At 43.1% G+C, this 23586-nt stretch carries 17 protein-coding genes; 8 read left to right on the top strand and 9 right to left on the bottom strand.

What is annotated here, in order from left to right:
* Window positions 1-592: 592 nt before the first annotated feature.
* A complete protein-coding gene (gene betA / locus CFK37_RS09380; protein WP_089061612.1) occupies window positions 593-2275 on the top strand; it encodes a choline dehydrogenase in 1683 nt (560 codons plus the stop codon).
* Window positions 2276-2440: 165 nt separating this feature from the next.
* On the opposite strand, the gene CFK37_RS09375 is transcribed toward betA, so the two are convergent.
* The 3 genes from CFK37_RS09375 to CFK37_RS09365 form a co-directional block, all read right to left on the bottom strand.
* Window positions 2441-4561, bottom strand: a complete 2121-nt coding sequence (locus tag CFK37_RS09375) for a tetratricopeptide repeat protein (protein WP_245837349.1) — start codon at window positions 4559-4561, stop codon at window positions 2441-2443.
* Between the two features lie 700 nt (window positions 4562-5261).
* Window positions 5262-5843, bottom strand: a complete 582-nt coding sequence (locus tag CFK37_RS09370; RefSeq protein ID WP_089061610.1) for an LOG family protein — start codon at window positions 5841-5843, stop codon at window positions 5262-5264.
* Window positions 5844-5866: 23 nt separating this feature from the next.
* Complete coding sequence (locus CFK37_RS09365) at window positions 5867-6760, bottom strand: LysR family transcriptional regulator (protein ID WP_089061609.1); 894 nt, start codon at window positions 6758-6760, stop codon at window positions 5867-5869.
* A gap of 114 nt (window positions 6761-6874) precedes the next feature.
* Between CFK37_RS09365 and CFK37_RS09360 the strand changes: the two genes are divergently transcribed.
* Window positions 6875-7894: an alpha/beta fold hydrolase gene (locus CFK37_RS09360; RefSeq protein WP_089061608.1), complete on the top strand. Its 1020-nt coding sequence runs from the start codon at window positions 6875-6877 to the stop codon at window positions 7892-7894.
* Between the two features lie 1174 nt (window positions 7895-9068).
* Here CFK37_RS09360 and CFK37_RS09355 read toward each other — a convergent pair.
* The 5 genes from CFK37_RS09355 to CFK37_RS09335 form a co-directional block, all read right to left on the bottom strand.
* Complete coding sequence (locus CFK37_RS09355) at window positions 9069-10304, bottom strand: MFS transporter (RefSeq protein ID WP_089061607.1); 1236 nt, start codon at window positions 10302-10304, stop codon at window positions 9069-9071.
* A 323-nt stretch (window positions 10305-10627) separates the two neighbouring features.
* The gene (locus CFK37_RS09350; protein WP_089061606.1) at window positions 10628-11839 is read right to left on the bottom strand and encodes an NAD(P)/FAD-dependent oxidoreductase; all 1212 of its coding nucleotides are present in this window, start codon (window positions 11837-11839) and stop codon (window positions 10628-10630) included.
* Window positions 11832-12170 (bottom strand): (2Fe-2S)-binding protein, encoded by a 339-nt coding sequence (locus CFK37_RS09345; protein WP_089061605.1) that lies wholly within the window; start codon window positions 12168-12170, stop codon window positions 11832-11834. Before CFK37_RS09345 ends, CFK37_RS09350 begins: the two co-directional genes overlap by 8 nt.
* Entirely contained in the window at window positions 12167-12442 is a 276-nt protein-coding gene (locus tag CFK37_RS09340; RefSeq protein ID WP_425445379.1) for a (2Fe-2S)-binding protein, read from the bottom strand. The genes CFK37_RS09345 and CFK37_RS09340 overlap by 4 nt, the downstream gene beginning before the upstream one ends.
* Window positions 12443-12534: 92 nt before the next feature.
* A complete protein-coding gene (locus tag CFK37_RS09335) occupies window positions 12535-14256 on the bottom strand; it encodes a sigma-54 interaction domain-containing protein (protein ID WP_245837348.1) in 1722 nt (573 codons plus the stop codon).
* Window positions 14257-14633: 377 nt separating this feature from the next.
* Between CFK37_RS09335 and CFK37_RS09330 the strand changes: the two genes are divergently transcribed.
* From CFK37_RS09330 to nhaC, 6 genes are all read left to right on the top strand, one after another.
* A complete protein-coding gene (locus CFK37_RS09330) occupies window positions 14634-15815 on the top strand; it encodes an NAD(P)/FAD-dependent oxidoreductase (protein ID WP_089061603.1) in 1182 nt (393 codons plus the stop codon).
* Window positions 15812-16834, top strand: coding sequence for a proline racemase family protein (locus CFK37_RS09325; RefSeq protein ID WP_089061602.1), 1023 nt, complete (start codon window positions 15812-15814; stop codon window positions 16832-16834). The genes CFK37_RS09330 and CFK37_RS09325 overlap by 4 nt, the downstream gene beginning before the upstream one ends.
* 438 nt (window positions 16835-17272) lie before the next feature.
* Window positions 17273-18193, top strand: a complete 921-nt coding sequence (locus tag CFK37_RS09320) for a proline racemase family protein (RefSeq protein ID WP_089061601.1) — start codon at window positions 17273-17275, stop codon at window positions 18191-18193.
* A 571-nt stretch (window positions 18194-18764) separates the two neighbouring features.
* Window positions 18765-19658: a 4-hydroxy-tetrahydrodipicolinate synthase gene (dapA, locus tag CFK37_RS09315; RefSeq protein WP_089061600.1), complete on the top strand. Its 894-nt coding sequence runs from the start codon at window positions 18765-18767 to the stop codon at window positions 19656-19658.
* Between the two features lie 35 nt (window positions 19659-19693).
* Entirely contained in the window at window positions 19694-21184 is a 1491-nt protein-coding gene (locus tag CFK37_RS09310) for an aldehyde dehydrogenase family protein (protein ID WP_089061599.1), read from the top strand.
* A 144-nt stretch (window positions 21185-21328) separates the two neighbouring features.
* Window positions 21329-22720, top strand: a complete 1392-nt coding sequence (gene nhaC / locus CFK37_RS09305) for a Na+/H+ antiporter NhaC (protein WP_089063599.1) — start codon at window positions 21329-21331, stop codon at window positions 22718-22720.
* A 133-nt stretch (window positions 22721-22853) separates the two neighbouring features.
* Here nhaC and CFK37_RS09300 read toward each other — a convergent pair whose 3' ends face one another.
* Complete coding sequence (locus CFK37_RS09300; protein ID WP_089061598.1) at window positions 22854-23453, bottom strand: pyroglutamyl-peptidase I; 600 nt, start codon at window positions 23451-23453, stop codon at window positions 22854-22856.
* Window positions 23454-23586: the final 133 nt, after the last annotated feature.

The raw sequence follows: 23586 nt of genomic DNA, 5'->3' as shown, positions 1-23586 counted from the left end.
ATATTCTATCATCAGTAGCTCTAAACCTTCTTTAAATAGAAAGGTTTGGAGCTATATTTTGGGTTTGTACCAAGGCCACTGAAAAAGTGGTGGATTTGATAAATTTAGCTATTCACCTTAACTTAGCATCTTGAATATACGGAGACTCCGGCGGGAAGTGAGAGATCGGCGAGACCCCGGAGGACGTCATTAAGGAAGCCCGACTAAAACCGCCCTTTGCGGGCAACGTCGGCTACCCCTTGCCGGGGCAAGGAGGCTCGTCACTCGCCCGCGGAAAGCGCAGTATATTCAAGATGCGACGATAGATCCACCTATTTTGAACTACATTTACCTTTTTCAGTGGCCACAGTTTGTACCACCCCAAGTTTTACAAGTTTAAAAAAACGTGTTATATTTATATCATTCAATACGTTAAAAATATATTTAACAAACTAAATAAAACTAATACAGTCAAAGAAGATGAACTAGGTTGCCAGATTACTAGAATCGCTCGAACTTTTGCCAATCACAAAAGAAAGAAGCTTTTGATGAATGGTTTCAACTTCCTTTGTAAACTGTATGCCATTTACCAATCTTCAAGGAGGTATTTCAGATGAATCAAACTTACGATTATGTAATTGTTGGCGGAGGCAGTGCAGGTTCTGTACTCGGTAACCGTCTAAGTATGGATAAAAACAAAAGCGTTCTTGTTCTGGAGGCGGGGCGCAATGATTACTTTTGGGATTTATTTATTCAAATGCCGGCAGCGTTGATGTACCCATCAGGCAATCGCTTTTATGACTGGATCTATTCTACCGATCCTGAGCCTTATATGGATGGGCGCCGTGTCGCGCATGCCCGAGGGAAAGTGCTTGGAGGATCAAGTTCCATTAATGGCATGATATACCAACGTGGTAATCCGCTAGACTATGAGAAGTGGGGATCTGAAGAGGGTATGGAAAACTGGGACTATGCCCATTGTCTTCCATACTTTAAACGGCTGGAAAACACGTTTGGCGCGGATTCAACTGACGAGTACCGCGGTCATCATGGTCCAGTTAAGTTAAAGCGCGGACCTGCAACAAATCCTTTATTCCAGGCCTTTTTCGATGCAGGTGTGGAGGCTGGTTATACCAGAACGCCCGATGTAAATGGTTTTCGTCAAGAAGGCTTTGGCCCATTTGACAGCCAGGTGCATAACGGAAGACGAGTTTCTGCTTCACGTGCTTATTTACGTCCAGCCATGCGCCGCAAAAACCTTACAGTAGAGACACGTGCTTTTGTTACCAGCATTAATTTTGATGGTACCAAAGCGCAGGGTGTAACCTATCAAAGGAGTGGAAAAACCTATCACGTTAACGCGGGCGAAGTAATTCTTTCCGGTGGTGCATTCAACACGCCACAACTATTACAATTATCCGGTGTAGGTGACGCTGAACATTTACGCTCACTCGGCATTGACCCGGTCGTTGACTTGCCAGGTGTGGGTGAAAACCTTGAGGATCATCTCGAAGTATATATTCAGCACGCATGTCCCAAGCCGGTTTCAGAACAACCTAGCTTAAATAAAGCAAAAATGCCTTGGATCGGCTTGCAATGGCTGCTTGGACGTACTGGACCGGCAGCATCGAACCATTTTGAAGGTGGCGGATTCGTCCGTTCGAATGATGAAGTCGAATATCCAAATCTGATGTTCCATTTCCTACCGCTTGCGGTTCGATATGACGGGCAAAAGGCAGATACGGAGCACGGATTCCAGGTACACGTCGGACCGATGTACTCCAACTCCAGAGGGAGCCTGAAAATCCGTTCACGTAACCCTTTCGAGTATCCAAGTATCGTATGTAACTATTTGTCTACCGAAGAGGACCGACGTGAGTGGACGGAAGCAATACGCGTTGCACGAGAAATCCTTTCACAGCCAGCATTAGCACCTTACAGTACCGGTGAGATTTCACCTGGACCTTCTGTTCAAACAGAAGAGGAAATTCTGGAGTGGGTAAAAAAAGACGCGGAAACGGCCCTTCATCCATCTTGTACAGCAAAAATGGGACCGGCTTCCGACCCGATGGCAGTTGTAGACCCAGAGACCATGAAAGTTCATGGCCTGGACAATGTGCGGGTGGTTGATGCATCGGCAATGCCGCATACAACAAACGGAAATATCCACGCACCAGTGTTAATGCTGGCAGAAAAAGCAGCCGATATTATCCGTGGCCAAAGACCAATGAAGCCGGAGTATAAAGATTATTACCGTCATGGTGTTCACCCGGCGGATGCGGGTACAGTTAAATAGTGAATTACTGTTAAAGGAGATTGTTCTAGTCACTGAACGATCTCCTTTATTTTAAGATTGCAGAAAAATGCTGCTTATTATGTTTTTTCACCAAAAAGCACAATACTTTCTTTTGGTAAGTGTTATATATTTTCTTTGTTCCTTATGAGGGATTACCAAACAGATTCAACTTATGGTATTCATCAACTCATATTGACGAAGCCTTAGCCCGAACAAAGTGAGTGGATTACGATAAATCTCAGGTTTATCACGCATCTTATTTAACGAATCCTCATGTCTTTCAATATTCACCTGGACTTCATCCATTTTACGAGCTAGTTCATCCAGTGAATCTGAGAAAAACCTGCTAACATCCCATTCAATTGACCTCTCAAACAATTCCATTTGTTGCACGAAAGGGGTGATGATATCCTTTGCTATTTGACTATAATCTGCGTTTTCAATGTAGTTTTTGTATTTACTATGAAGTATTTCGCTATTTTTAAATATAGACCCTGATAGTTTTCCCGCCCCTTTCAAAAATAACTGGGACGGAGTATTACGTAACAAAACATTTACATTTTCTAGATGTAGCAACCCCCGGGATATCCGTTCCAGGTCCCGCTGCCAGTCATCTAGCACCTTAAAGTCGCACTGTAATACAATGTTTTCATCATAGTTTTGATTCATATTCCCACTCAGTTCATTACAAGTAATCTGGCTGTCTTGGAATCTCTTTTTGCAATCCCCAATCCATTTCCGAACAGTATATTTCTGATCATTCAAGACAAAATTTTTCATATAGTCGGCAATCCGTCTATTCATCTCTTCATTTAGATCTACATGAAGCTTTGAAAAGTCACTGTCCTCCTGAACAAGTTCAGAGCAATCCTGTAATAGTTTAGGCAGCTCACTAATCACATGTTGCATGTAAGATTCTTTTAATATACGAAACGAATCTGTTATGTCAATCGCCATCTCTTTCTCTAAATCATCGATCTGTTGATGAACATCACGCAGACCTGTTAGTAACCCTTCATTCCGAATTATTTCTTCCTGCTCGGCATTTTCCAAGGCTACCCTTTGTTCCAGCAGAAAATCTATCGAAGCTTTAACCAAATCCCGGATTCTTGAGGAACTTGCCACTTCAATATTGTGTTCTTCTAGCATAGGCGTTGTAATTCGAGATAAATCTTCTGATAAACCTTCTCCTTCCGCCCATATCTTGATGGAATCAAAAAGCTCTATACCATCTTTTCTTCCATCTTGATTCGGATTTGAATTTTCAAAATGGTATTCCGCCTCACGAATCAATAAAGCATCTAGTTGGGAAGGAAACGTTTCATTCCATGCAAGTATGGCAGTTGCAGAAATCATAGGATCTAATTCAGAAGAAACCTTTAACCAGTTTGTTAAATGGTGCTGCATTAACCCAGAAATGTCCCTGATTAGGAACTTTCCGCTAATTAACTCGTAGTAAGCCTCTTGAAATACAATTGGGAGACTCTCCCAAACATACGAAGTTTCAACGTTATTATTCAAAAGAAGTCGGTTAATCACTTCTAGCCACTCAACGTAAAAATCACTTTGTCTATAGCTGTTCCACAATACCTCCGTAAAACGCTCAAATCGATTATGATCCATTTGCAGTACTGCTTCCAACAATTCATTAAAATAGTTAGGTTCATAGTTAAACGTTCGCCCTTGCTTGACATACCCTGATAAAACATCAAACCAAGAAAGTGACTTCGTTCGTATTGCCTCACCAACCGCCAGTTCAACCGCATTATCCCAATCATTTATTTCCTCTAAATATTTTTGGGCTATTTTCGTTACATGGGAATAATCCGGATTTAACGTAACAGCATCCTTAATTGTATCAACAGCTTTTTTCTGATCACCCTGATGTATATACAAAGAAAACAGCTGTAGCAAGACTTCCGATTGCAGTGCAAGTGATGTGGAATCAACCTGTTTATAAAATTTTTCCGCATCTTCCAACAATCCCATTTCCAGGTGGGCATCTGCTATGTTTTTCTGTGCCCACGGAATGAATTCCTCCTCTAAAGGATGTTGCCATTTATAAATCGCTGCTTCATAATCATTATTTAAGAAATATACTTCCCCTTGTGCAAAGCGGATAAAAGACAAATTCGGCCGTGGTTTTTGCATTTCTTCCCTATACATCTCACCCAATATCTTGATAGGGTGTCCTTGTTTGTTTTCATCTATAATCGCTTCATGATAGGATTTAGTAATTAATTCATTCTCCGTTGTCACGATAATCCCCCAAATCGTTATTTTCATTTTGATTCTTTAATCCTGATTTCCTAAATACATATCTATTCACATCATTCTTGTACCATTCACAAATAAAAATGTTTCACTTAGAAAAGCGGAAGCGCCCGTTTAGAAGCAGACGCATAAGCAAGAGGCCTTAGAACGCATGGGTTTAGCGTTCGTAGTGTCCATTGCTTATGACGGCAGCTTCTGGGTGCTGGAGCTAGACAAGAAAAGCGTAAGCGCCCGTTTAGAAGCAGACGCATAAGCAAGGGGCCGTAGAACGCATGGGTTTAGCGTTCGTAGTGTCCATTGCTTATGACGGCAGCTTCTGGGTGCTGGAGCTAGACAAGAAAAGCGCAAGCGCCCGTTTAGAAGCGGACGCATAAGCAAGGGGCCGTAGAACGCATGGGTTTAGCGTTCGTAGTGTCCATTGCTTATGACGGCAGCTTCTGGGTGCTGGAGCTAGACATATTTTGATTTCTGATCTTTTTAGAGAAAATTTACACCTACTTATTGTATTCGAATAAAACCTCAATTTTATGGGACAAAAACAATGGTTGAAATGAAGTTCTCCTGCCTCTTCCTTCCGAAGTCGAAATTGCTCTCCATACGTTAATCCTGTTTCATCCTCAACCCATTGTATGATGTTTTCTCTTTGAAGATGGGAAAACGCAACTCCATTTTCCTACCACCCTTTTTACCCTCATATTCACTAGTCATTTGCCTAGGTTTGATCTTTCTTAATATAAGTCTTTATAGCTGGCGGCTGATAGGCGTAAAATTGCTCAATCAATTGGCTTGGGCAAGAATCGACAAGTGCCATGGAACGATACTCTTCATGTAAAAATTGCTGATCTGCCATATGATTAAACAGGGACACGAGAGGTTCATAATAATGATTTATGTTTAATAGTCCACAAGGCTTTTGATGTACACCCAGCTGAGCCCAGGTAAAGACTTCAATAAATTCTTCTAACGTTCCCGGTCCTCCAGGTAAGGCGATAAACCCATCAGCTAAATCAGCCATTTTCGCTTTTCGTTCATGCATAGATTGAACAACATGCAACTCAGTCAGATTGGGATGTGATATTTCCCGATCCTCTAACATTTGCGGAATGACACCAATCACTTTCCCGCCATTTTCTAAAACAGCATTTGCTACTGCCCCCATGATTCCAACACTTGCCCCACCATATACAAGCGTTATTTCCCTTTTTGCTAGTTCTTCTCCTAATTGGATAGCGCCTTCCTTGTATGCTTTTGAAGCCCCGTCGCTTGAGCCACAAAAAACAGCTAATCGCTTCATGATAATCCCTCCACTTTTAATTTTTACTTTAAAGCAATAACGTCCCGTGTTATTTCTAAGAAAGCCTTTATAGCAGGCGAAAGCCATTTATCTTTATGATATAACATTTGGGTAACAATCTGAAGATCTGGCATTTCCCAAGGTAGAGAAACCAGTTCGCCCCGCTCCAGCTCGGCCTTTACGGCTATTTCGGGGAGGAAGGCAATGCCGATACCAGCAATTGCGCACTGCTTAATCGCTTCTGCGCTGGTAAATTCCAAATTCGTTATTCCTTCATTAACCCCTTGTTGCTCCAATGATCGGTCAAAGAGTGTACGATAGGTGCACCCTTTCTCTGTAAGCAAAAACGGTTCCCCTTGGAAATCTTCCGGATGAAGGTTTGCCTTTTTTGCAAGTGGATGGTCTGGTGCCACAAGTAGGCGAAAGGGTTCTTCCATTAAAGGTTCAATCGAAAGGTTAGTTGACCTAACTGGTTCTTCCAACATAAATACAATGTCCGTTCTTCCTTCATAAAGACTTGGTTTAAGCTGATCGTTACCAAATGGGCGAAAAATCAGCCGTATGCCAGGGTAACGAGAACGAAACGATCGAAAAACGGCGGGCAAGCGGTAAGAACAAAGCACTTCATTGGCACTAATCGTGAGGGTCCCCGTTAACTCATCATTTTCTTTCATGGCTAACTGCGCTTCGTCTAAACTGTTCAACACTTTCTCCGCATGGAATAAGAATCGTTTACCAGCGTCAGTGAGAACAATCTGCTTGCCTAAGCGGTCAATGAGCTGAGTATCCAGTTCTTCCTCCAAGGCTTTCATTTGCATCGTGACGTTCGATGGAACATAGTTGAGTGCTTCAGCTGCCCGAGTGAAGTTTAATGTTAGGGCCACTGTTCTGAAAGTAATAAGCTGGCGTATTTCCATAGTGGTTCATCCTTTTGTTCAATTTTTTTGAATGACGGGTTCAAAAATGGTTACTTTTATTAAAGGTAACACCCTTTTATACTAAAGACAAAGAAATGAAAGGGGTTAGTTATGATGGATTATGAAATCTTTGAACTTGGGAGTGTTACATTGCAATCTGGTGTGACATTACCTAACGCAATTCTCGCATATAAAACATACGGGACATTAAATCAAGATAAGAGCAATGTGGTTGTTTATCCTACTGCATTTGGAGATACACATGAAAACAACGAGTGGTTAATTGGTAATGGAATGGCACTGGATCCGGGGAAATATTTCATTATTGTTCCCAATCTGCTGGGCAACGGTTTATCTTCGTCTCCCAGTAACACGCCTCCACCATTCGACCGGGTTAACTTTCCTAAGGTAACTATCTATGACAATGTTAACTTACAGCATCGGCTGCTGACCGAAAAATTCGGCATTCAAAAAATCGCTCTCGTAGTTGGCTGGTCAATGGGAGGCATCCAATCATTCCAGTGGGGGGCAAGTTATCCCGACATGGTAGAACGAATTGCACCCTTCGCCGGAGCTGCCAAGACTTGGCCGCAAACGCTTGTCGTCCTGGATGGAATGAAAGCCGCGCTCATGGCTGCGATCGGCTTCGATTCAAATAAACGAAACCAGTTGACATCTGCGGACATGCGTGCCGTTGGTCGTGTTTATGCGGGATGGGGTTTATCACAGGCGTTTTACAGGGAGGAACTTTATCGAAAGCTGGGGTATGACACATTGGAAGATTTTGTAGCTGGCGTCTGGGAGGACAGCTTTATGAAGATGGATCCGCACAATGTCCTGGCCATGTTATGGACTGGCCAACATGCAGATATTAGTGCAAACCCCGCCTATAATGGGGATTTCGATGCAGCGCTGAAAAGTATTAAAGCACTTGCCTGCGTCATGCCCGGGGGCACGGATCTTTTCTGCACAGCGGCCGAAAACAAATACGAGGCTAAACTCATACCGCATGCTGATTTGAATCCTATCGAGTCCATCTGGGGCCATTTTGCCGGTCGCGGAATTAATCGTGCCGATAATAAATTTATTGATGAAAATTTAAAGCGCTTGTTGGCGCTTGGTAGTGCCGGCTGAATGAAAGTGCGCTCAAAAGGTGATGGGTAAAGGAAGTTATTTTGGTTTCCGTTAGCCCACCTACTGCTATTGTCACCATACAACTATTGCGTTTTTCTAGTCTCCACATGTACCTTGTTTTCGTAAAAACGAGGCTGAGACAAAAGTGATTCAGTCATTGGGAAATCCGAACTATGATTCCAAATTCTTTAATCAGAATTTGGACTAGTTCGGATATTTTTCTTGGCTGTTTTTTAAACCTTATTGTGAATTGTCCATAAACTGCAACGTAACTAAAAATTATCACCCCGGCGGTCGCTGCGGAAAAACACTGCGCTTTCTGTGGGCAGCTAATGAGCCTCCTCGAGCTTATGCTCGAGGACACTGAAAAAGGTATAGATAGTACACAAACATGTGGATCTATGATCGCATCTTGAATATACTGCGCTTTCCGCGGGCGAGTGACAAGCCTCCTCGGACTGCCGTCCTGCGGGGTCTCGTCGATCTCTCACTTCCCGCAGGAGTCTCCGTATATTCAAGATGCTAGATAAAGGTGAGAGGCTAAATTTATAAAATCTACCACTTTTTCAGTGCTCTTCTTACGCTCTTCGGGGTCTCATCGATGCTTCTGCTCCCACAGGACAAGGAATGCTTCTCCGAATAAACATCGCACGAAGAAAAAGTGCTTTTCTTTTTCGAGGAGTCTCCGTGTTTTTCCTTCGCTAATGGTACTTAGCAACGGTATTACCTGGTCCATCCACTATTACGATGGTGTCTTACGCTCCGGACCGTTGACTCCTGCGGGAACAGCACGAGTCTTAAGACCCCGCAGAGTGGGTGATGATGAGGGCCGACTAAAACCGCCCTTTGCGGGCAACGTCGGCATACCTCTTGCCGGGGCAAGGAGGCTTAAGCCGTGCCCGCGGAAAGCAACGGTCCGCAGCGGAAAACAACCCAGCGCATATGTCGCTATTTATATCAACTGCGAATTAGATCCGACTATTTAAAAATTAACGTTTTAAACTGGCTACCCTGTGATTGTTCGTCTTTGACTCAAATTTTTTAGCTATGTCCCAGCCTCGTTTAATTTCATGCTAAAAAAACTAATCGGGTGATTTTCCATGATATGCAGCCTTTGCATAATCCACTTGACAAACACGGCCAGTAAATCCGTCTAGCCGCTTTACAATTTCGGTCAATTTTCTGTAGAAATGGGGTTATTCGTTTGTAAAAAGTTGTCTTTTTTCATTAAAAAACGATTTAGCTTTTCCGAAACTAGAATCATTGCTGCAACTATAGCAACAATGAAAAACGGGAATATCCCTATTGTTAAATAGGATGCAAGGAAACCAAAAACGGGAGGCATAAAGGTAGTACCCGCGGAAGCAAAAGCCATTTGGTAGCCTATAATGGCCTGGGAGTGCTCCTTTCCAAAACGTGCTGGTGTTTCATGTAACATGGATGGGAATATTGGGGCCATTCCTAAACCAATGATGGTAAAGCTGACAAAAGCGGTACTGGACTGCAATGGTAAAAGTAGAAGCACCATACCCGCCAATGCGATTAGTTGCCCTATCCGAATCACAGTCTTGTTACTAACTTTTAAGGTAATAAAGCCTGAAATAAACCTGCCGATTGTGATGCCCGCGTAAAATAGAGAAATCACTTGTGCGGAAACTTCCGCGGACAACTCCTTCACATTTACTAGAAAACTACTTCCCCAAAGACCAATTGTTGCCTCAGCACTGCAGTAAAACAGGAAAGAGGCTAAAGCTAGCTTAACTCCTGTGATTTGGATAGATTTTACTTTTTTACTATCTGCATCATGCGAAGCATATTCTTGCGCTTCTTGTTCCTCAGTTGCGGCAGCATTGCCTTTTGACTCTGTCTTTTTCCATAAAGGCAAAGTAAAGAAAAGGATGATCGCTAATGCGAACTGAATACTTGCGATTGTAAAATAACCATTTCTCCAAGAACCTTGTCCTGACATAAAATAGGCCATAATGATCGGTCCAAGCGTTGCGCCAACTCCCCAAAAGCAATGCAACCAACTCATGTGATGTGCTTTGTAATGCAAGGCAACGTAATTGTTTAATCCTGCATCCACGGACCCCGCACCTAGTCCAAGCGGAATGGCGCAGATAAATAACCACACAAGCGATGGGGCAAAATAAAATCCCAGCAGCGATCCCGCGGTCATTAAGACACTGACGAATGTGACATTTCCTGTTCCAAATCGCGTTAAAATAGCTCTGCTAGCTAAACTTGAAATAATGGTTCCGCCTGCTATTGTCATAAAAAGCAAGCCAGCAGTTTCAAGCGGTGCGCCCAAATCCGGTTGCATCACAGGCCATGCCGCTCCCAACAATGAATCAGGTAAACCTAAACTGATAAAGGCCAAATAAATGATTACTAGAAAGAATGTAGCCATATGTAACCCGCCTATTTATTGAAATGTTCTGCTAAATTATTTTGGAAAGTACCTTCTTTGTAGTATAGCATTTCATAGATATTTATTTTACTTTTGGGATTTTTATGGAGTGGGTAAAACTAGTTTGCTAGTTTTGCTAGCATAAAGCTAATTATACTTTATACCGATAAAGATTTATACCTTATTAACGTATAAAAAATAATCCCTCATGTGATTTTAACAGGTCAATGTGAGGGATTATTACCTTACCGCGCCTTCTATGATGGGGTTAGTCAACTGCCTTGACCAGTCTTCTATCCATATAAAAACCAGCCATACCGCAATTATTGCACCGTCACCATACACGCCTCCCACTCTTCCTGAATCACCCGCCGGCCTTTCTTCACGTCAGGATGAAATTGAATATACGCATCCTCCCGCGTCTGTTCAGTCACCTGTACAGCATGTTGAATTTCCTGCGTTAAACCCTGTACGCCAGCATTTTCAGCAATGGAAAGTCCTGCTGTAATTCCCTGCTTCATGGCAACTTTAGCGCCTTCGATACCAGTAATATTACCGGCAACAAACAAATTCTTTATCGGTGTCGCCATCTGTTCATTATGCAGTGGGACATAGCCGCCTAATTCCTCTACTAAATAAAACGGACAGCCAGCTACGGCCGCTAATTCTGCTAATGGATACAGGCCACCGGCAATACATACAAAATCACAGTCCATTTCCTCTTCACTGCCAGCGACAACTTCACCATGTGGATCAATGGTTGCCAATTTTACACCTGTTACGGCTTCATCGCCATAAATTTCAACCACTGCCTTTCGCAGCTGAATCGGAATATCCCACATTTTGAACCCTTGTTTCGGATAAAAGGAAATACCCATCTTTTTTAGCAAGTTATTCTTCATTAACTTGCTTCCATAACGTACCAGCTTAGACGGCGCCATATGTGATACGTGAAGGAGCGAATCCAGAACCACCCTTGGCTGCGCTGTCTCCTTTGTAACCTTATTCAGTTTTGGCAATGTCAGGCTGGCCACTTCCACCCCGGCAAGCTGTAATTCCATGGCAATGGCAGCAGACAGGACATTGACGCCAATGATTACACCCCGATTACCCGGCTTCACGCGATGGACATTGGTCATCACCTGTGCAGCACCAACCGACATGACTCCCGGCAGTGTCCATCCAGGCACAGGGATTGGTGATTCGGCCGCTCCGGTTGCCAGCAATAATTGCTCGGAATAAAGCACATTTTTTTCCGTGTATATCACCCAATGGTCGTGTTCTTTTTCAATATTGTTCACTGACGTATTTAACCCAATTTCAACACCCAATTCAACGGCCTCTTTATAGATACGTTCCGATTCTTCTATGCCGTTCCACCACAATCCACTTGGTTCTTCATACAGCTGTCCTAATAACCTGCCACCTGGTTTCATATACTCATCAATGACCAAAGTCTGCAAACCCTTCCTGGCACAAGTAATCGCTGCTGATAATCCAGCAGGTCCAGCCCCAATAATAATCACATCATTCATGTTCATCCCTCCAATCCCTGACAGGTGTCGGGAGCTTTCCACCGCTTTTTACAACCATACCTTCCTGCAGTGGAGTCAGACAAGCACGAACGCCTGACTTTCCATTCACCGTAACCCGGCATTCAAAACAATGGCCGATATTGCAATATATTCCGCGGGGTGTACCGCTTTCCTCATGGTGGCGAAGTGTGCGTACACCATTGGCCAGAAGTGCAGCGGCAAGCGATTCATCCTTCAATCCTTTATATTGTTTTTCGTTAAATGTGAAGGCAACATACTGCTTTTCCTTTATAGCTCCAAGTACCGGATGATCCTCGATTCGCCTGTTCATTCTTCCACCCTCCCTAGGTCGCCAAAATGAATCGGGCGGACTGGTGGCTGATATTTTAAAGCGATCTGCTTCTTGTTTCGCCCTTCCAGTTCTAAGGCCACTTTATCCACCAACCCCCGGCATGTTCTGCCACCGCAATATCCCATTGATGCTCTGGTACGCAGCTTTAATTCCCGTGCTGAGCAATTGTATTTGGAAGCAGTATCGATTAATTCCTGGTAAGTAACTTCCTCACACCTGCAAATCATGACATCTTTTTCAGCCAATTTCATCACTCCTTTTTCTCTACATCTTTAGTTACATGCAAAAATAGTGCCAAAGATGAAAAATACATCACCTTTGGCACTTTTTTTATACATGACTTTTACTTGATCCCCAACTTTTTTATTCGGTTATAAAGGGTTGCCCTGGTAACTTGAAGATTTTCGGCACATACTGCTTTATTTCCGTTTACCTTTTCCAGTTCCTTCACAATGATATCCTTTTCCACGACCTGCAGCCGGTCACTTAACGAGCGCCCAGTGGTATCAGAAAATACTTTATTCGTGCCATTTGCTGCATGGATTGCTTTTGGTTCAAAAGGCAGATCTTCCAACTTTATCTCCCCGTCCTCGGCAAATACGACAAGCCGTTCTACCACATTTTTTAATTCTCGAATATTTCCCGGCCATTGATAGTGGAGTAACGCTTGCATCACTTCCTGTGAAATGCCATGAATGGGACGATTATATTTAATGGAAATTTCGTTCAGAAAGTAATGGGTTAACTCGATAATATCTTCCGGACGTTTCCGGAGCGGCGGTACCTCGATGCCGACCACATTTAATCGATAATACAGATCTTCCCTAAACTTTCCCTCCTTCACCATTGTTCCTAAATCCTGGTTCGTTGCAGCTACTAGTCTGAAGTTCCCCTCCTTTTCCTTTGTCCCCCCAACGGAATAAAACTTATTTTCCTGAAGCAGGCGCAGCATTTTTACTTGCATGTCGAGTGGCATCTCACCAATTTCATCAAGCAGCAATGTTCCCCCTTGTGCAAGTTCCACCTTTCCCTTTTTACCATTTTGATTGGCACCGGAAAAAGCACCCTTCTCATAACCAAATATTTCACTCTCAAACAACGGTTCCGGAATGGCACCACAATTAATGGCAACAAACGGTGCATGTTCATCCTCGCGCATTGCGTGTACAGACTTAGCAAACATTTCTTTACCAACACCGCTTTCCCCGTATATCAGGATATTCGCATCGGTAGTGGCTGCCTTTTTAAATTTATTAAATGTCTTTTTCAACTGCGGGCTGCTTCCTCGTATCTTCATAAACGGATCATTGGTGGAAGTTAACTTACTAACTTCTTTTTCCAAATGAAATAACCGTTCCGTAGCCTTATATAATTCTTTATTTAACTTGATTTGACTTGTAATATCCAACTCCGATACCACCGCACCAATAATTTCCTCATCCAAATAAACGGGATTTGAATTAATTAACACCACTTGATTATCCCGCGCTTTATGCTGTCTATGATAAACAGATGTTCCGTCCTGCAGTGTATTCAATAGTTCCAGGTGGTCCGGTTTGAAGAAATCTGTAATCGGCTTCCCGATGATATCTTCTTTTTTAATGGAAAATATCTGTTCCGCCCCTCCTGTCCAGGCTAAAACATTTTGATCACGGTCAATTACCGTACAGGATTCATCAATGGTTTCTAAAATTGTTTCAATATAGGTGTGTAAATAGTGGTAGGCTGAGTATAGTTTTTTTGATAATACCTGCGACGTTAGATAGCCCATGGGCTGGCCATTGCTATCGCTTACAAAAATACATGTATCATCCTGTAAGTCGTTCACTACATGAGCTACCTCCACATCAGATGAAACCTCTTTACACGGCAGGTACTGTATTCCTGCGCCTTCACTAGAACGACTTAGCAATAAGATGTTTTGATCAGTGTGAAGAAAAACACGCTTCGGATCTTCCTTTTCCACAAGGGATGCCATATCCCCCTCCGATAAATTGTCATCACGTAGCAGAACAAATTCTTCGCAAATCATTTTATTGATGTCTAAAAATGTTGGAAAAAACATACAATCACGCCTTCTTTACTGTATAAATATTTTTACACTTCTAAATTATTTTTACACATTTACGTTTTACAAGCAACATTATTTTGAATTGTTCTGTATTTTTTTATGCCGTCATAAGTAGCGCAAACCGCGAACCCATGCGTCTACGGTCCCTCGCTTATGTGTCCGCTTCTGAACGGGCTCTTCCGCTTTTCTTGTCTAGCTTCAGCGCCCAGCAACTAGCAACTAGTTAGTCCTGATGAATATACGGCAAATTCACCGTACTTTCACACTCCTATCTATTTGTACGTTGCTAAACGGGCGCTTCCGCTTTTCTTATTTGGCATGGATTTTGCATATTACTTTTATGAATCCATTTAAAAGGGAGGTAAACCGTTATGGACGTTCGACATGCGGATATCGTTGTCATTGGCGGCGGGATTATGGGAGCTGCTATTTCCTATTATGGTGCCAAAGCCGGTTTAGACATTACCGTTCTGGAAAAAAACGAACTGGCCAGTGGCACATCGTCACGTTGTGATGGCAACATTCTGGCCATCGATAAAGATCCGGGATTTGATAGTCAAATGTCTTTGAAAAGCCAGCAATTGGTGCATGAATTACATAAGAATTTGGATGTTGATTTCGAATACCGCAATCCTGGCAGTATGCTTGTTTGTGAAAATGACAGTGAAATGGAAGCAGCACAAAAATGGGTTCAGCAGCAACAAGATGCGGGACTGGACTTCCGCATGCTGGACCGGGAGGATTTGCGTAATGAATCCAACTATTTCGCCGATGATCTGTACGGCGGATTGGAGTGCCAAACGGATTCCACTGTGAACCCATATATGCTGACGTTTTCCATGTTTGATAGTGCAAAGAAGCATGGTGCCAAAATCCATACCCATACAGAAGTTAAAAATGTAACTCAAGATGCAGCAAACAAATTTATCATGGAAACCACCAAAGGCACCTTCACCGCCAATAAAGTTATCAATGCCTGCGGAATCTGGGCTCCCATGATTGGTGAAATGCTTGGCGTGGATATTCCCATCAAACCGAGAAAAGGCCAATTAATTGTTGCCTCCAGAGAAAAACCGGTTGGGCTGCGAAAAGTGATGGAGTTTGGCTATCTGATTTCGAAGTTTGGCGGTGAGCGTCAGGTTGATGCCATAACCGAGAAACATGGTGTCGCCCTCGTCTTTGAACCAACCGAAAGTCAGAACTTCCTGATTGGAAGCAGCAGGGAATTTACCGGATTTGATACCAAAGTCAATCAGGATGTGATCCGCTGTATCGCCAAACGGGCAGTAAGGTTCTATCCGAAAATGGCCAATATGACCGTTATCCGTACCTACGCAGGGCTGAGACCCTGGACCGAGGATCACCTGCCAATTGTTTCGCACGTGGATGAAGTCCCCGGGTTTTATATAGCAGCAGGGCATGAAGGCGACGGCATTAGTCTAGCAGCCATCACTGGGAAAGTGATTGAGGAAATGATTTCAGATAAAGAATTATCCATCCCAGTTGAAGCCTTACGCTATAACCGTTTTACCGAAAGGGTGGCACACACATGAAGGTAGATCGTTTATTTACCACCATTGATACACATACGGGCGGGAATCCGACCAGAACGGTTCTAAGTGGTCTGCCGAAGCTAGAAGGAAATACGATGTCGGAAAAGATGCTTTACATGAAAAAGCATTACGACTGGATTCGTAAATTTTTAATGAATGAACCAAGAGGTCACGATGTCATGTCGGGGGCGTTAATGGTGAATCCCTGCCACCCCGATGCGGATATCGGTGTGATCTATATTGAAACCGGCGGCTACCTGCCCATGTGCGGCCACGATACGATTGGATTTTGTACAGCACTTATCGAGGCGGGTTTAATTGAATTCAGTGAGCCGTTCACCACCATTACGCTGGACACTCCGGCCGGGCTGGTTAAAACAAGGATCAACGTGGAAGATGGCAAGGCAAAAGAAGTGACCTTTGCCAATGTCCCGTCATTTTTGCTAAAAAAAGTCGAAATGGATGTAGAATCAGTCGGTCCGATTGAATGCGAAATTGCCTATGGTGGTAATTTTTACGGCATTATTGATGCTCGCAAATTGGGACTTGCGTTAACAACCAAAAATGCATCAACAATTATTGACAACGCCATTACCATTCGAAACGCCATTAATGAACAGGTGGAAATTATTCACCCGGAGCACCCTTTTATTAACGGGCTAACCCACATTGAATTCTATACCGATGCGGTCCACCCGGATGCCGATTTAAAAAATACCGTTGTTGTGCCACCTGGCGGAATAGACCGCTCCCCTTGTGGAACCGGAACTTCAGCCAAACTTGCAACCATGTTTAGCAAAGGTGAAATCAAAGAAAATGAGCAGTTTGTGTACGAAAGCATTGTCGGCACCCTTTTCAAGGCTAAAATTCTGGAAACGACATCCATCAAAGACTATCAAGCTGTTATTCCAGAAGTAACCGGCTCCGCATGGGTGATGGGGATGCATCGGTTATTTTACAACAAGAAAGACCCATTGGCAGAAGGGTACTTACTTATTCCGCCGATGGAAGGGCACTAGAAAAGCGTAAGCGCCCGTTTAGAAGTGGACGCATAAGCAAGGGACCGTAGAACGCATGGGTTTGGCGTAAGGGCACTGAAAAAGTGGTGGATTTGATAAATTTAGCTATTCACCTTAACTTAGCATCTTGAATATACGGAGACTCCTGCGGGAAGTAAGAGATCGACGAGACCCCGGAGGACGTCAGTTAATGAGGCCCGACTAAAACCGCCCTTTGCGGGCAACGTCGGCTACCCCTTGCCGGGGCAAGGAGACTCGTCACTCGCCCGCGGAAAGCGCAGTATATTCAAGATGCGATAATTGATCCGCATATTTGTATATTTGTACTATATTTACCTTTTTCAGTGGCCTCGTTTAGCGTTTGTTGTGTCGCTTATGAAGCGCTGGAGCTAGACCAATAGTTTTCCATACTTATCACTTCAGAAAGGAGGTGTTCAGTTGCAAGTTGAAAAATTATTCTCGACCATTGATACACATGTCGCAGGGGAACCATTTCGAATTATTATCAACTCCCCCATGACATTGGATGTTGATGTCATGACATTAAATCCGGAAGCAATCGATCAAAAATTTAAACATGTAAAAGACTTACTGTTAAATGAACCACGAGGCTATCAGGGAATGAATGGATGCATTGTCATGCCTTCGAAAACTGCTGATTATGCTTGTCTGTTTGTGCAGCATGGTCATAAGGCTGCATTTACCTACAGTGGATTAGTGGCAACGATAACCGCCTTACTCGAAACTGGTAATATTGCCAAACATGACAACCAGGTTTATCAAATTGAAACGGTTTACGGGATCTATTCCATTGAAGCCGTGTTAGAGCATTATGAAGTCCGATGTACACGATTTGCTTGCGGGGAATGCCAGGTTATCGATAGCAATAAAAACTTTAAAACTGTTCAAATTGATGGATCACGACAGTACCTGATGTACACGTTGCCAGACTCGATACCCAGTATTTCCATGGAACACCTGTCGGCCATTATGAAATGGGGAAAGCAAACCACCCAAGAAATACGGAAGCAACATGCATTTGCGGGTATTATTCTGACTGAACCGGTTTCCATGGAGGATCATGCGGCGGTTCGTTCTGTCACCTTTAAAAAAGATGGAAGTATTCTGCGGTCCCCGGGCGCAGATAGTACATTTGCCATATTGGAGGCTTGGCTGCAAGAGTCCTCCCATATAACAACGCTTACGAACCAAAGTATTTTCAACAGCACCATGACAGCTGAACTGACTAACGGAACCAATCATCGGTTTTCAATGGAGACACAGGCATTTGTTACCGGGATGAATCAGTTTATAGCTGATCAAACCGATCCACTACAACATGGATTCTTATTGAAATAGAGGCTGCTTTCGCGTTACTAGTATCACCGCAATTGATAAAACTGCGACATAACTAAAAATCATGTTAGGCACTCTTTCACCGCTGCGGAAAAACACTGCGCTTTCCATGGGTAGCTGATGAGCCTCCTTGTCCCGACAAGGGGTAGCCGACGTTGCCCGCAAAGGGCGGTTTTAGTCGGGCTTCATTATTGACGCTCTCCGGGGTCTCATCTAGGCTTCTGCTCCCACAGGACAAGGAATGCTTCCCCGAATAAGCATCGCACGAAGAAAAAGTGCTTTTCTTTTTCGAGGAGTCTCCGTGTTTTTCCTCCGCTAATATGGGGTTGGCAATGATGGCTTACCCACTATTACGATGGTTGTTTGGAGTGGAGGACCGTTGACTCCTGCGGGAACAGCACGAGTCTTAAGACCCCGCAGAGTGGGTTTCTCGAGGAGGCTTAAGCCGTGCCCGCGGAAAGCAACGGTCCGCAGCGGAAAACAACCCTTCGCATACGTCGGAATTGATAGATTGCAAAAGCAACAATCTTTTAGAAACCGGCAAATAAAACAACAATTTTAGGAGGAATTTAAAATGACATTACTAGAAGGAACTTTTCCAGTACTCGCAACACCAATGCATCAGGATGAATCCGTTGATTACGAGGGATTGAAGCAAAATATCGAACATTATATCCGCGCAAAAGTCGCTGGGGTAATTGTCAATGGCAGCACTGGTGAATTTGTCAGTTTGACGAAGGAAGAGAAATTTAAACTTATGGAAGTGGCTGCTGAACAAGTAAACAGCCGCATCCCGCTGATCATTGGTACAGCTGCAGAAACTACTGTAGATGCCATCGAATATACGAAAAAGGCAGAAGCTGTCGGCGCGGATGCTGCACTGCTAATAAATTCCTACTACGCACATCCAAAAGATAATGAAATCTATCAACATTTTAAAACAGTTGCTGAATCAGTAACACTGCCAATCATGATTTATAATAATCCCTTCACTTCAGGTGTGGATATTGGTACGGAAACAATTTTAAAGGTTGGCCGTGATGTCGATAATATCACCCACATCAAAGAATCCAGTGGCGAGATTAGTAAACTGCGGGACATCACCAGACAAGGGAAAGGATTTATCCAAACATTTTGCGGCTCCGATGATCTGGTGCTTGAATCCTTTTTAGTTGGCGCTACTGGATGGGTGTCGGTTGCCGGCAATATTATACCGGAATTAGCTACCGATTTATTTAATCGTTTTCAGGAAGGCGATTTAGACAAGGCATGGGAAATCTATGATCAAATCCTTCCGCTTTGTAACTTCCTGGAGGATTCCGGAAAATATGTGCAGGTCGTGAAACGTGGTCTGGATTTACAAGGGTTAGCCGGTGGTCCTTCGCGCAAGCCTAGATTACCATTGACGGATGAGGAAGACGCAACATTACAAGAAATCTTAAGTAATTTACAGGTAGTTACACACTAATGAGTTGCTAAAAATAATAAGGAGGTTTCGTAAACATGGCTACAAAAGAAATTTTGTTAAAACCAAAAGTCGAGGAATTTTTGCAGGGTGTTAAAGGGCTTTACATGAATGGGGAATATATGGAATCTGAAAGTGGAAAAACATTTGAAGTCCTTAACCCTGCTACAGAAGAGGTCATTGCACATGTAAGTGAAGCACAGGAAGAGGATATTGATCGTGCCGTTACAGCTGCTAAAAAAGCATTTGAAGAAGGCGAGTGGACCAAGATGGAAGCAGCCGAACGCTCCCATCTCATCTATAAATTTGCGGATCTTTTGGATGAAAATCGCGAAGAACTTGCACAGCTTGAAGCCCTGGATAACGGGAAGCCATACGAAGTAGCGCTTGAGGACGATGTGGATGGAACTGTCCAGCATTTTCGTTACTATGCTGGATGGGCAACGAAAATAACCGGTAAAACAGTCAATGTTTCTCCTGACTATTTTAATTATATTGTCCACGAACCGGTTGGAGTGGTCGGACAGGTCATCCCGTGGAATTTCCCACTCGCCATGGCCGGATGGAAACTCGGTTCTGCGCTGGCTGTCGGGTGTACCGTGGTTATTAAACCCGCGAGTGAAACGCCATTGTCACTCCTATATGCCGCACAATTGTTCAAAGAAGCGGGATTCCCGGACGGGGTAGTAAATGTTGTACCCGGCGCCGGCAGCGTTGCTGGAGAAGCAATCATTACCCATAAGGATATTGCCAAGGTTGCTTTTACAGGATCCACAGCAGTTGGAGAAAATGTTATGAAAAAAGCGGCGAAAGACATTAAAGGAATTACGCTGGAACTTGGTGGCAAGTCCCCTAGCATTATTTTCGATGATGCAAATCTCGATGACGCTATTGAAGGTTCATTTAATGGCACCATGTATAACCATGGCCAGAATTGCAGCGCCTGCACCCGCCTCTATGTTCAACGTAAGCATTATGACCATGTAGTCGACGCGATTGCCGAGCGTGCCAAAGCAATGAAACTCGGACCCGGCATGGATGCTGGGACTGAAATGGGACCACTTATTTCCGCAAAACAGCAACAAACCGTACTGGATTACATTGAAAAAGGAAAAGCGGAAGGCGCCCGATTAGTGGCCGGCGGTAACAAGGCATTTGATAAAGGGTATTTCGTGGAACCAACTGTCTTTGCGGATGTAGAAGACGATATGACGATTGCCAGAGAAGAAATTTTCGGACCGGTTATCGCTATATGTCCTTTCGACACAGAAGAAGAAGTCGTCAAAAGGGCAAATGACAGCGAATACGGGCTGGCAGCAAGTGTCTGGACAGAAAACATCCGCAAAGGGCACCGTGTTTCCGGAAAACTACAAGCTGGCACAGTCTGGATTAATGACTTCGGACTTGAACTCGAGACCATGCCGTTTGGCGGCTATAAGAAATCCGGCGTTGGCCGCGAAATGGGCGGCGAATATGGATTAGCAAACTATACCGAGGTTAAAAGTGTACTGGTAAAAATCAGCGACTGAGAAGGAGCCTAGCCCCACATGCCTTACAGAAGGGCATGCGGGGGTGCAATTTTTAAACTACATCAATGCTAGTCAAGCAGTATAAGTATAGTAGTTTTACAGTTTAATAAAGGAGGAACTTACGTGGAACCGCAAAAACCGAAAATGTATGAAGTATTTCTTGTTTTGGTTATATTTCTGGTCATTATGTCATTATCTGTTGCTGTCTTTTCAATTCCAATTCAATTAGGATTGTTTGCGACATGGTTTATCGTTATCGGGCTGGGATTAAAATTAAAACATTCTTATCAGGACCTGCAGGCTTCTATCATGAAAGGTATCTATAATGGCCTTGAAGCGACGCTCATATTATTTACTGTTGGTGCATTAATCGGGACCTGGATTGCTGGCGGAATTGTCCCCTCCTTAATTTATTATGGTTTACAAATTTTAAATCCTTCTATTTTTCTAGTAGCGGCGATGATTATTTGTGCTATCACTTCGCTTGCTACCGGGACATCGTTTGGTACAGCGGGGACAGCCGGAATTGCGATGATGGGAATTGGTGCGAGTTTCGGTATTCCATTACCATTAGTAGCGGGTTCCGTTATATCTGGCGCATATGTGGGCGATAAATTATCTCCATTGTCGGACACGACCAATCTGACCGCTTCACTTGCAAAAGTAAATGTTATTGAACACGTAAAAGGAATGCTGCCAGTGAGTATTCCAACACTATTAATCACTGGTTTGCTGTTCACAATTGTCGGTTTCTTTTATGTTGATGAACAAGGTGATTTATCACAAGCTGAAGGTGTTGCGACAGCATTAAATGAAACCTTTAATATTCACTGGTATGTCCTGATTCCAGCCGCAGTAGTTATTGCATTATTGGCCATGAGTAAACCAGCAATTCCCGTCATTTCCTTTGGTGCATTGCTTGGAGCTGTTTGGGCAGCATTATTTCAAGGAATGGACGTTGTAGCGGCAATAAACACTGCTTATAATGGCGTTGTTGATATCACGTCTGGTGTTGAATTTATTGATTCACTGCTTAACTCCGGCGGTATTGTGTCCATGCTTGGTGTTATCGCGCTTATTTTAATGGCACTTGGCTTAGGAGGGCTGCTTGATCAAGTTGGTATATTACGCACGTTTAGTAATTTGTTTGATAAATGGGTGCAAGACAGCACTGGTAAATTAACGCTATCTACCATGTTCTCCGCATTCCTTGGTAACCTATTTGGCAGTGCAGCCTATGTCTCCAACATTACCGGAACCAAAATGACAGAAGATCTGTACGATGATCGAAATATTGATCGGCGCGTTTTGTCCCGAAATACAGAAGGCGGTGGAACGGTTACGACTCCAATGATCCCCTGGTCAGATGGCGGTATTTATATGTCAACCGTTTTAGGCGTTTCAACATTGGCCTACCTGCCGTTCCTATGGTTTAGCTATATAGGGATTATGATTACAATTTTCTACGGATTTATGGGATGGTTTTTCTTTAACTCAGGTAAAAAGAAAAATAAAGTTGATAAACATTCCGCTTAATTTGAATATATACAGACACTAAAATCTTCTTTTGATGAATGACAGTTTAAAGGTCTTTGTTCCAAATTGTGAACAAAGACCTTTATTATGCTTGTATGATTACCTTTAAGAACCCTTTATCTCACTTATCTCCCTACAAACAGCTTATACAAATTTCAACAGCTTTCATTAAATCAGCATGAGACCAACTTGGTATTTTTTTATGCTTCAAGGCTAGTTCATGTGATGCAGGGATATGAATAAAGCCACATGGAACAAATTGGTTACTCTTTTTAAAATGATATAAACCGTGGTACATCACATTATTACACAAATAGGTTCCCGCTGAATTTGATATTTCGGTTGGTAACCCCGATTCTTCTAATTTTTTCACCATATCTTCAATCGGCAATGTGGAAAAGATCCCATCTTGTCCATCCTCAAAAATTACTTCATTTTTGGGTTGATTCCCTGTATTATCTGAATTGCCATCATTACAATTAATGGCAATTCGTTCAGGTGTAACTTTATACCTGCCACCTGCTAATCCTAATGAAATAACGGCATCAGGCTTAGCTAAGTTTATTTCGTTAAGAAGATTTTCCCCGCTTTTTGAAAAATCAACGGTTAGCACTTTTCCAATGATCTCGTATCCATTCATGATAGAACCATCCAATTGTTCTACAATTTCCATTGTCGGATTAACCGGATAATCTAAAAATGGTTCAAACCCTGTTAGCAATAGCTTTTTCATTTAATCATCCCCCTTCAACGTTAAGTATATCATTAGAAAGTTACGTTTCTGAAGCTGGAGATTTGAATCCATAAAACACAAAATAGTTCAGCACGATCTATATCCTTGTTCCACAAAATGAACAACATCAAAG

Origin of the sequence: Virgibacillus phasianinus, assembly GCF_002216775.1 — a bacterium.
Taxonomy (GTDB): domain Bacteria; phylum Bacillota; class Bacilli; order Bacillales; family Amphibacillaceae; genus Virgibacillus_F; species Virgibacillus_F phasianinus.
This window is presented reverse-complemented; position numbering and strand designations above follow the sequence as displayed.